Origin of the sequence: Thiohalophilus sp., assembly GCF_031581315.1 — a bacterium.
Classification (GTDB): Bacteria; Pseudomonadota; Gammaproteobacteria; order UBA6429; family Thiohalophilaceae; genus Thiohalophilus.
In genome coordinates this window covers 21521-32100 of sequence record NZ_JAVLAZ010000014.1, presented here as the reverse complement: position 1 = coordinate 32100, position 10580 = coordinate 21521, and the positions used below count along the sequence as shown (strand labels likewise).

At 59.2% G+C, this 10580-nt stretch carries 10 protein-coding genes and 1 other RNA gene; 8 read left to right on the top strand and 3 right to left on the bottom strand.

From position 1 onward, the window contains the following. From ssrS to RI563_RS03395, 3 genes are all read right to left on the bottom strand, one after another. A non-coding RNA gene (gene ssrS, locus RI563_RS03405) (6S RNA) lies at positions 1 to 181 on the bottom strand. A 22-nt stretch (positions 182 to 203) separates the two neighbouring features. Then, on the bottom strand, positions 204 to 521 hold the full coding sequence (locus RI563_RS03400) for a cell division protein ZapA (protein ID WP_310692940.1): 318 nt from the start codon (positions 519 to 521) through the stop codon (positions 204 to 206). Next, the gene (locus RI563_RS03395) at positions 514 to 720 is read right to left on the bottom strand and encodes a TIGR02449 family protein (protein WP_310692939.1); all 207 of its coding nucleotides are present in this window, start codon (positions 718 to 720) and stop codon (positions 514 to 516) included. Before RI563_RS03395 ends, RI563_RS03400 begins: the two co-directional genes overlap by 8 nt. Positions 721 to 911: 191 nt before the next feature. Between RI563_RS03395 and RI563_RS03390 the strand changes: the two genes are divergently transcribed. The 8 genes from RI563_RS03390 to RI563_RS03355 all read left to right on the top strand — a co-directional run bounded on the left by RI563_RS03390 (position 912) and on the right by RI563_RS03355 (position 10520). Beyond that, on the top strand, positions 912 to 1481 hold the full coding sequence (locus RI563_RS03390) for a UPF0149 family protein (RefSeq protein ID WP_310692938.1): 570 nt from the start codon (positions 912 to 914) through the stop codon (positions 1479 to 1481). Positions 1482 to 1692: 211 nt separating this feature from the next. Then, positions 1693 to 3000 (top strand): Xaa-Pro aminopeptidase, encoded by a 1308-nt coding sequence (gene pepP, locus RI563_RS03385; RefSeq protein ID WP_310692937.1) that lies wholly within the window; start codon positions 1693 to 1695, stop codon positions 2998 to 3000. Continuing rightward, complete coding sequence (ubiH, locus tag RI563_RS03380) at positions 2997 to 4247, top strand: 2-octaprenyl-6-methoxyphenyl hydroxylase (RefSeq protein ID WP_310692936.1); 1251 nt, start codon at positions 2997 to 2999, stop codon at positions 4245 to 4247. Before pepP ends, ubiH begins: the two co-directional genes overlap by 4 nt. Then, positions 4244 to 5431, top strand: a complete 1188-nt coding sequence (locus RI563_RS03375; protein WP_310692935.1) for a UbiH/UbiF/VisC/COQ6 family ubiquinone biosynthesis hydroxylase — start codon at positions 4244 to 4246, stop codon at positions 5429 to 5431. The genes ubiH and RI563_RS03375 overlap by 4 nt, the downstream gene beginning before the upstream one ends. Positions 5432 to 5793: 362 nt before the next feature. Beyond that, positions 5794 to 7020 (top strand): cation:proton antiporter, encoded by a 1227-nt coding sequence (locus RI563_RS03370; protein WP_310692934.1) that lies wholly within the window; start codon positions 5794 to 5796, stop codon positions 7018 to 7020. Between the two features lie 56 nt (positions 7021 to 7076). Further along, positions 7077 to 7679: a class I SAM-dependent methyltransferase gene (locus RI563_RS03365; protein WP_310692933.1), complete on the top strand. Its 603-nt coding sequence runs from the start codon at positions 7077 to 7079 to the stop codon at positions 7677 to 7679. 127 nt (positions 7680 to 7806) lie between these two features. After that, entirely contained in the window at positions 7807 to 8805 is a 999-nt protein-coding gene (locus RI563_RS03360) for an extracellular solute-binding protein (protein ID WP_310692932.1), read from the top strand. A gap of 116 nt (positions 8806 to 8921) precedes the next feature. Next, positions 8922 to 10520 (top strand): iron ABC transporter permease, encoded by a 1599-nt coding sequence (locus RI563_RS03355; RefSeq protein WP_310692931.1) that lies wholly within the window; start codon positions 8922 to 8924, stop codon positions 10518 to 10520. The last annotated feature ends 60 nt before the right edge of the window (positions 10521 to 10580 follow it).

Genomic DNA, 10580 nt, shown 5'->3' with positions numbered 1-10580 from the left:
GCCCCCGCCTGTACCGTGGTGATTTTCGTCTTGAACCAGGGGTTCAAGGTGGGAGCGTCTTCCGGTGTATCAGGCTTTCCGGTCGGGGCCGGACTTGCACACAACACCGAATCTCGGCTCCCGGGGATGTGTTTATCGGCTCAAGAATATCCCAATCGACTCACGCATACCGCAGGGGACGCCCATTGACTCGGTTACCGGCGTCAGATTTCCATCTGCCGGGTTTTGAACAGGGCATCCTCGATCTTGTCCTGAATGCCCTTGATGCGGCCACTGACATCACTGTCCATTTTGCTGTCGGGCCCGGACTGTGTCAGTAGCTCATGAGAGATATTTAACGCGGCCATCACGGCAATGCGATCGGTGCCGACGATCTTGCCGCTGTCGCGGATCTCGCGCATTTTCATGTCCAGGTAATCGGCCGAGCGCATCAGATCGTGCTTTTCCTCTTCCGGACAGGCGATCAGGTATTCCTTGTCCAGGATGTGCACCGTTACCGTGTTGGCCGGCTTGTCACTCATTTTCCATCGCCTTGAGTTTCTCGATCATCGCCTCGACCCGGTTGCGCGCCAGCTCGGTTTTCTCCACCAGCTGGTTGCGCTCCGACATCAGATTTGTCTGGCTGTCGCGCAGGGTTTTATTTTCCTGCTGCAACCGGTCTACGGCCTTGATAAGGTCATCGACGCGTGTTTCAAGCTTTTTCAGGTCCAGTTCGTCCATCAAGTATCACTTATAAGTCGTTGTTATCGCTGATTCGGGACGCCAATTCAGTCTAGGGCTCAATATAGAGCGGCGGCCGGGCAGGGTCAACGGGCCCGTTCAGCCAAAAACCGTCATTTGACCTTCGTGACTGTTGCTGATGGGGCAAATGGCTTATCCTCTCGATTTCAGCTGCCGTATACCCTATATAAATGACCGAATCACTTCCCGATTTTGACCTGGTAGCCGACGCCCTGCATGCCCAGGGCGCCGATACCGAAGCGGCGGAAGGCCACGGCCTGTTGTGTGCCATGTTCTGCACCATCCAGGGGCTGGACGTCGACAGCTGGCTGGCCATGGTGCTCACCGGCCCGAGCCGGGATGCCCTGGCGCCAACCCCCGAACCGTTGTTGACCCTGTTTGAGGAGACCCGCAAACAGTTCGACAGCGAACAGTTCGAGTTCCATTTATTATTACCCCACGACGAAACCACCCTGGGGGTACGGGTGGAAGCACTCGGGCACTGGTGCCAGGGATTTTTAACCGGCCTGGCCGCGGGCGGGATCCAGCAACCGGAAAACCTCCCCGGCGAACTGCCCGAAATTATCCAGGACATGCTGGAAATCTCCCGCGCCGAAGGCTACGAGCTCGAAGACGACGGCGAGGACGAAGCCGCCTATGCCGAACTGGTCGAATACCTGCGTATGGGCGTACTGCTGTTTCGCGAAGAGTTGCGCCGACAGTACTCGAGCGCGGGTGACGGCGAGGTGCCGATACATTAAAACACAGGGCCGAGGGACGAGGTACGAGTGACGAGGAAGGCGAACCCCAAAGGTTCGCAGGGGCGGCTGTGCCGCGATAGATATTGCTAACCGCACGATCTGTCGCGGCTAAAAGCCCCTCCTACAGCCTCCGACTGAGAAGTTTTTCCTCGTCACTCGTACCTTGGCCCTCGTTACTGAAACTGACAACTGACAACTTGTAACTTTAGTGATGAATACACAGGAATTTACCAAACGCCGCAAGCACCTGATGGAGCTGATGGGACCGGATTCGGTGGCGATTTTGCCGGCGGCGCCGCAGCGTATGCGCAATCGCGATACGGAGTTTCAGTATCGTCAGGACAGTGACTTCTATTATCTGACGGGTTTTCCCGAACCGGAGGCGGTAGCGGTGCTGGTGCCGGGGCGCGAGCACGGTGAGTATATTCTGTTCTGTCGCGAGAACGACCCCGATATGGAGGTCTGGAACGGGCCGCGCGCCGGTCAGGAAGGGGCGGTGGAACGTTACAAGGCGGATGATTCGTTTCCCATTGATGATATCGACGACATTTTGCCGGGGTTGCTGGAGAACAAGGAGCGTGTGTTTTACACCATGGGCGCCAGCCCGGATTTCGATCAGCGCCTGATCGGCTGGGTCAATCGCCTGCGCAAACAGTCCCGTGCCGGTATCCATACGCCGGGCGAGTTCGTCTCGCTGGAGCATCATCTGCACGACATGCGCCTGTACAAGAGCAGCCAGGAGATCAAGGCGATGCGCAAAGCAGCCAAAATTTCCGCGCAGGCGCATATCCGCGCCATGCAAAGTTGCAAGCCTGGGCTGTATGAATACCAGCTCGAGGCCGAGCTGTTGCATACCTTCATGCAACAGGGCGCGCGTTTTCCGGCTTATCCCTCCATCGTCGGCGGCGGGGCCAACGGTTGTATCCTGCATTACATCGAAAATCAGTCGTCTTTGAATGACGGCGATTTGTTGCTGATCGATGCCGGGGCCGAGTACGACTATTACGCGGCGGATATTTCGCGCACCTTTCCCGTTAACGGCCGATACAGCAAAGCGCAACGGACCCTGTACGAGATTGTCCTGGAGGCCCAGTACGCGGCGATCGAACAGGTCAAACCGGGCAATCACTGGAACGATCCGCACGAGGCGGCGGTAAAGGTACTCACTCAGGGGCTCAAGGATGTGGGTATTCTCAAGGGGTCGCTGAACAAGTTGCTCGAGGACCAGGCCTACAAGCCGTATTACATGCACCGTACCGGCCACTGGCTGGGTATGGATGTGCATGATGTGGGCGACTACAAGGTGGATACCGAATGGCGTGTGCTGGAGCCGGGAATGACCCTGACCATTGAGCCGGGGTTGTATATCTCGGCGCGGCACAGCGAGGTGGCAAAAAAATGGCACAACACCGGCATTCGCATCGAGGATGATGTGCTGGTGACCAAAGAGGGTTGCGAAGTATTGACCCGTGATGTGCCCAAGGATCCCGACGAAATCGAGGCATTGATGGCCGGATGAACGCGGCGACCCCGAATGAGTTCGATCTGGTGATTGTTGGCGGCGGCCTGGTCGGCGCCAGCCTGGCCTGTGCGCTGGCCGACACCGACCTGCGGATTGCCGTGGTCGAGGCGCATCCCTTCAATACGCAGCAGCATCCCGGTTTCGATGCGCGCACCGTGGCGCTGGCCTACGGTTCACAACAGATCTTCGAGGCCATGGGGGTATGGTCCGCGATCGAAGCGCAGGGTGTGACACCGATTCGACAGATCTATGTGTCCGATCGAGGCCATGCCGGCAGTGCCCATCTGGATGCCGCCGAACAGGGACTGGCGGCGATGGGCTATGTGGCCGAGATCCGGGTACTGGGCCAGGCGCTCTCCCGGCAACTTGAACAGCAGGCCAACGTGACACTGCTCTGCCCGGCCAGTGTCAAGGCCGTACAGTTTGCCCCGACGCACGCCAAAGTGGTTTTAAAACAGGATGGCGAGCTGCGGGAAATTACCGCGGCGCTGGTTGTGGCGGCCGACGGCGGGGATTCGTTTATCCGCAACGACAGCGGGATTGCGACGTTCACGCTGGATTATCATCAGTCGGCGCTGATCAGCAACGTGGCCGTCGATCGTCCGCATGGCAACATTGCTTACGAGCGTTTTAGCGACAGCGGACCGATGGCGCTGTTGCCCATGCGCGATGAGCAGGGCAACGACAATGCGTTTGCCCTGGTGTGGACGCTCAAACCGGATCAGGTCGAGGCGGTACAGGAGTGGGACGAGGCCACCTTTTTGTCGCAACTGCAAGAACGCTTCGGCGAGCGGGCCGGACGCTTTACCCGCGCCAGTCAGCGGCATCTTTATCCCCTCAAGTTTTTGCAAACCCGCGAGCATGTGCGACCGCGCCTGGCGGTGATCGGTAACGCCGCCCACACCCTGCATCCGGTAGCCGGGCAGGGGTTTAATCTTGGCTTGCGCGACGTGGCGGTGTTATCCCAGGTGCTGTCCGAGGCGTTGACGCAAGACGAGGACATCGGCGAGCTGACTGTTCTGCGGCGTTATGCGCAGTGGCGCCGGCGGGATCATTTGCAAACGTCATTGGCGACCGACGGCCTGGTGCGCCTGTTTTCCAATAACTTCCTGCCACTGGCGGTGGTGCGCAACCTGGGACTGACGTTGCTGGATATTCTGCCGCCGCTGAAAAAACAGCTGGTGCGACATGCCATGGGCTATGTCGGCAAACTGCCGCGCCTGGGCCGGGGATTGAAACTGTGAACCGCGACTATGATCTGATCATTGTCGGCGGCAGCATGGTCGGTGCCAGCCTGGCCTGTGCCCTGGCCGATACACCGTTGCGCATTGCGCTGCTCGATACAAAACGTTTCGAGGCCGACTGGCCGGACGCAGGTTTCGATCTGCGGGTCAGTGCCATCACCCGTGCCAGCGAGGCGTTTTTACAACAACTGGATGCCTGGCCCGGCGATCACGGCGAGCGAGTGAGTCCGTTTCGCGAGATGCATGTCTGGGATGCCAGCGGCGACGGCGTGATTCACTTCGACAGTGCCGAGCTGGGTGAGGCGACGCTCGGGCACATTGTCGAGAACCGGGTGCTGATAAAAACACTGCATCGGCAAATCGATGCGGCGAAGAATATCGATTATCTGGCGCCGGTAACACCGACGGCGATCGCGTTTGAGGACGAACAAGTTCGCCTGCTCCTGGAAGGAGAGGAACCGTTGACAGCGAAACTGCTGGTCGGTGCCGACGGCGGTAATTCATGGGTGCGTCGTCAGGCCGGTATCGGCGTGCGTGGCTGGGATTATGATCAGGCTGCGCTGGTCACCTATGTGAAAACCGAACAGTTTCACCGCGAGACGGCGTGGCAACGTTTTATGCCCGACGGGCCGCTGGCGTTTCTGCCGCTGAGCGAGGGCTATTCCTCGATTGTCTGGTCCACCTCGCCACAACAGGCGCAGCAACTGCAAGCGATGGACGACGCCGCTTTTTGCGAGCAGTTGGCCGCCGCATTCGATTATACCCTCGGGGCGATAGAAACCTGCGGGCCGCGCGCGGTGTTCCCGTTGCGCTTTTTCGAAACCGAGCATTACATCCAGCCGCGTCTGGCGCTGGTGGGGGATGCGGCGCATACCATTCATCCGCTGGCCGGGCAGGGCGTTAACCTCGGCTTTGCCGATGCCGACTCCCTGGCGCAGGTGATCGGCGAGGCGCAACAGCAACACAGGGACTTCGGCGCGCTGCCGCTATTGCGCCGTTACGAGCGCTGGCGCCGTGCCGACAACCGCGCCATGCTGATCGCCATGGACGGCTTCAAACGCCTGTTCGGCAGCCAGTGGGGCCCGTTGCGCTGGCTGCGCAACAGCGGCCTCAACCTCACCAACCGCCTCGCACCCATCAAAAAGATAATCATGCAGCAAGCGATGGGACGTCCGTTGCGTTGAATCGCAAGTTACAGGTCACTGGAAGTGAACGCGGAGTTCGCGGAGACGCAGAGGCGCGGAGAAGAATAGAATTAACAGTATGCGTCATATGCATTGCACTGCTTGCCTGTGCTGATGGCAAGATGTCCTGGTGAGAGAGTTTAAGTAATAACCATGGCTTGTTGTGTTGTGCAGTGATGCGACCTTCGAGCGATAAGGTCATTCTTAGATTGTTTTCCTCCGCGTCTCCGCGCCTCTGCGTTCTCCGCGTTATTTTCCAGTTAATTCGATAATTGACGGGCGGTAAATCCTGCCAGTCCGGCTTTGCAAACCCGGTGTAAACCCTTAATATCCTTATCCATCTTACGAATTTGTGGCCGCTTATGAATCCCCTGGATATTGCCGCGGTGTTGCTGGTGCTGATGGCGGGGTTTGCGTTTTTGAATGAACGCTATCTGCGCTTGCCGATCATGCTGGGATTGGTGCTGATGGCTCTGTTGTGGTCGTTGGCTCTGGCGCTGGGGGTCTGGGTTGAACCGGGCGGGCCGGCGGTTCAGGCGCAGGTCTGGCTGCGAGGACACGCGGTCTACGAACCACTGGTGTCAGGCTTGCTGGGCCTGTTGTTGTTCGCCGGCGCCCTGCGCCTGAATCTGGCGGATCTGGCCAGGCAGACCTGGGTCGTTCTGGCGCTGGTCATCCTGGGTGTGGGTGTGTCGGTGTTTTTGACCGGCACACTCAGCTGGATCATCCTGGCCGGTCTCGGCATTACGTTACCCTGGCTATACGGTTTGTTGTTCGGCGCGTTGATCGCAGCGACCGATCCGGTGATGGTGCGCGGCCTGCTGGCACGGGTTCGTGTTGCCCCCGAGTTGCAGCATCGCATGGCGGGCGAGTCGGTGCTTGGCGGTGGCCTGGCGGTTGTGCTGTGCGTGCTGCTCATGGCAATGGTGGTCGCGCCCGGGGGGATGGCGATAATCGATCGGGTCATCTGGCAGGTGGGGGGCAGTCTGTTATTCGGCCTGCTTATCGGACTGGCCGCTTATCGCCTGTTACGGCATGTGGATCATTACCAGGTGGAAGTTCTGATCCTGCTGGCGCTTGTGGTCGGGGCGCTGGTGCTGGCCGGGCACGGGGCGTTGTCCGGGCCGTTGACGTTACTGGCGGCCGGACTCGTGCTGGGCAATCATGGCACTTTACTGGCCATGAGTGAGAAGTCGCGCCGGCATCTGCACGACTTCTGGGAATTGATCGGGGGGCTGGTTAACGCGGCGTTGTTTGTTCTGCTGGCACTGGAAGTGATGTTGCCCGGTTTTCGCATGGAATACCTGCTGGCGGCGCTGGCGATTCTGCCACTGGTGTTGCTGGGTCGTTTTATTGCCATGGGCCTGCCGGTTACTGTCTTGCGTCGGTTTCGTGCCCAGGCGCCAGGCTCGGTTCAGATCATGACCTGGGGCGGATTGCGCGGGGGAATCAGTATCGCGCTGGTGTTGTCCCTGCCGGCGGGCGAGGCGCGTGAGGTGCTGGTGCTGGTGACTGCGGTGGTCGTGCTGTTTGCCGTTGTGGTGCAGGGTTTGACCTTTCGTTCACTGGTTCGCCATATCGGAGACTAACGGGGTTACCGGCCACGCATGCCGTTACAGGTATTGGACACAGGAGCTTTGCTTGTATGGAACGATCATTCTGGGAAACCCGTTATGCCGAAGCAGGGTTTGCCTACGGTACGGAACCGAACGCGTTTCTGGTCTCCCGGCAAGCCCGTTTTCAACCGGGGCAGACAGTCCTGCTGATCGGCGAGGGGGAAGGGCGCAACGGCGTCTGGCTGGCCAGGCAAGGATTACAGGTGACCGCAGTGGACCAGTCCGAAACGGGGCTGGCCAAGGCTCGCGAAATGGCCCGCGAGGCCGGTGTTTCCCTGCAGACCATTTGTGCCGATCTCACGCAATGGCAGTGGCCGGTCGACGAATACGATTTTGTGGTGAGCATCTTTGTGCATTTCAAACCCGGGGATCGTCGCTCGATCCATCGGGCTTGCCTGGCGGCGTTGAAGCCGGGTGGCACGATCCTTCTCGAGGGATTCACCCCCGAACAGATCGACTATCCATCCGGCGGTCCGCCGTTCCCGGAGATGCTGTTTAGCGAAGCGATGTTGCGCGAAGATTTCGCCGGGGCAAAGATCGAGCTGCTCGAATCGCTCGAAACCCGGCTGGCCGAGGGAAAATACCACCAGGGATCCGCCGCCGTGTTACGTCTGATTGCCACCCGGCCCTGAGGCGGGCCGGAGCGGGAAAGGGGCGGAATTTTTCGTTATTTCGGAATCGATGCCTGTTGCTTTTGCTAATGATAATAATTATCATTCAATAAATCAGGCATTCTATATATATGTAGGTGGGAGATTTATGAAATCACGTCTTTTACTCGTATTTTTAGCAGGGCTTTTCTCCCTGCAGGCACTGGCGGCCGATCCGCTGGTGATCTACTCCGGCCGGTCGGACAAATTCGTCAAACCGGTGGTCGAGGCGTTTGAGAAAGAGACCGGCATCAAGGTCTTGCTGCATGCCGGGGGATCCACCGCCTTGCTGAACAAGCTCAAGCTGGAAGGCGATCGGACCGACGCGGATCTGTATATCAGCAACGATGCCGGCAATCTGCAAAAAGGCAGTGAGATGGGGCTGTTTCGCCCGATCTCGGACGAGATTGCCCAGGTGATTCCGGCTAACTACCGGGCACCGGATAACAGCTGGCTGGGGCTCTCCGCACGGGCCCGGATGCTGGTGGCCAACAGCGAACAGTCGCAAACCGACTTCGTCAAATCGGTGTTTGATCTGGCCGATCCGCGCCTGGAAGACAAGCTGGCCATCACCCACAGCGGCAACGAAAGCTATATCGCCGGGGTGACCGTCTATATGCTGGCGGCTGGCGAGGAGGCGACCGGTGACTGGCTGCAGGGCATGAAGGATAATGTGGGTGGCAGTGTGTTTAACAAACACAGCAAGATTGTTAACGCGGTCGCGGACGGCAAAAAAGCGATCGGTCTGGTCAATCACTATTACATCTATCGTCACCTGGATCAGCATCCTGATGCGCCCCTGAAGGTGATTATTCCGGATCAGGGTGAGAACGGCATGGGTGTGGCCTGGAACGTGGCCGGCGTTGCCCTGAGTCGCCATAGCCAGAAAGTCGAGGCGGCGGAAAAGTTTCTGGCCTTTGCTGTATCCGAAAAAGGCCAGAAAATGTTCGCCGAGGTTAATCGCGAATATCCGACGCGTCCGGGCGTCCCGGCCGCCGATGAGGTGCCGCCGCGGGATTCCTACAAGGTGGCCGATGTCCCGATGGCTCGCCTGGGTGACATGCGCAACGCCACGCTGGATCTGATCGAAGAAGTGGGCATGCCGTAATTCGTAGCGCATTCCGGTAACGGTACGCCGTTACCGGAACAAATGATTTTATCTTGCCGTCCGGTATCCGGGCGGTAACGCGTTTAACCAGCAAGTAAGTGTTGAAGATTGCCGATTTGAGTGCCACACAAACCGTTACTCTGCCGCTGATCAATAGTCGCATGACCCTGCGCGGCGCCCTGTCGCTCCTGGTGGTGTTGCTGGCGGCGATCCCGCTGGTGTTTGTTATCCACAGCAGCCTGCAGCTCGACAGCGAGGGCTGGGTCGGCCTGTGGAGCAGTCGGCTGCCGGGTCTGTTATGGAATACGTTGTCCCTGTCGGTGCTGGTCGGTGTCGGTAGCATAGTGCTGGGCGTGTCCGCCGCCTGGTGGATTACCCGGCGGGAGTTTCCGGGCCGGCGCATTGCCATCTGGTTGATGGTCTTGCCATTGACCATTCCCACCTATGTGTTTGCGCACATCTATACCACACTGTTTGATGATAGCGGCTGGATCGGCCAGGCCTGGCAATGGCTGTTTGGCGAGGCGGTGGCAATACCGGATCTCTTTAACGTGGTGGGGGTCAGTTTTATTCTGACCCTGGCCGGCTTTTCCTATGTCTTTTTGCTGGTGCAGGATTCCCTGTCCCGTTCCCAGCAAAACCTGGAAGAGGCGGCCCGCATTCAGGGGGCGCGTCCGGCCCAGGTCTTCTGGCGGATCAATTTGCCGTTGATGCGCCCGGCGATTGCGGCGGGGCTGGCGCTGGTCGTGTTGCATGTATTGTCTGATTTTGGCGCGGTCAGCATGATGCGTTATCAGACCTTTACTCTGAGCATTTATTTACAGATGACCGGGCGCTTTGACTATAACGCGGCGGCCGGGTTGTCCCTGGTGCTGGTCTCCCTGAGCCTGACGTTTTTGATTCTGGAACGCTTCTTTCGTAACCGGCAGCGTTATTACGGCACGGCGCAGGCCAAGCGTTATACCGCCCGTCGCGCCACCCGCTTCGAGATTGTCGCCATCTGGTTCTGGCTGGGCCTGATCGCCCTGTTTGCCTTTGTCCTGCCGATTCTCTGGATGCTGATCTGGAGCTGGGAAGCCTGGATGCAGGATCTCATCAGCGATCGATTCTGGGGTTACGTGGGGAATTCCCTGCTCGTCAGCGTGCTGGCCGCGAGCCTGACCGTGATCGTGGCATTGCCCGTGGCGCTCTACCACGCGCGGGAACGCAGCTGGCTGAGCCAGGCCTATCTGCATGTCTCCAGCGTCGGCTTTGTGCTGCCGGGGCCGGTCATCGCACTGGGGATTCTCGCCTTTGTGTTGAGCCAGGTGGATATTCTCTATGGCAGCCTGGCGGTGCTGGTGATCGCCATGCTGATCCGTTTTCTGCCGCTGGCCATCCAGGCCCAGGAAGCGGCGGCGCAACAACTGACGCCGTCGATGGAAGAGGCTGCCCGCAGCCTCGGTGCCGGAACCTGGGAAAACCTGCGTCGTATCATCCTGCCGATGATCCGCGGTGGCATGATCAGCGCCTGGGTGCTGGTGTTCATCGACACGCTCAAGGAACTGCCCGCCACCCTGATCCTGCGCCCCACCGGCTTCGACACCCTGCCGGTACGCATCTGGATTGAAGCCAGCGAGGAAATGCTCGAACTGGCCGCCCCCGCCGCCCTGATGCTGGTCATCGGCACCCTGCCGGTCCTCTGGTTCCTCATGCGCCCGGTCAAACAGCGCTAGGATTTTTTTCGAAGTCTCTGGGATTTAACGCGGAGGGCGCGGAGACGCAGAGGCGCGGAG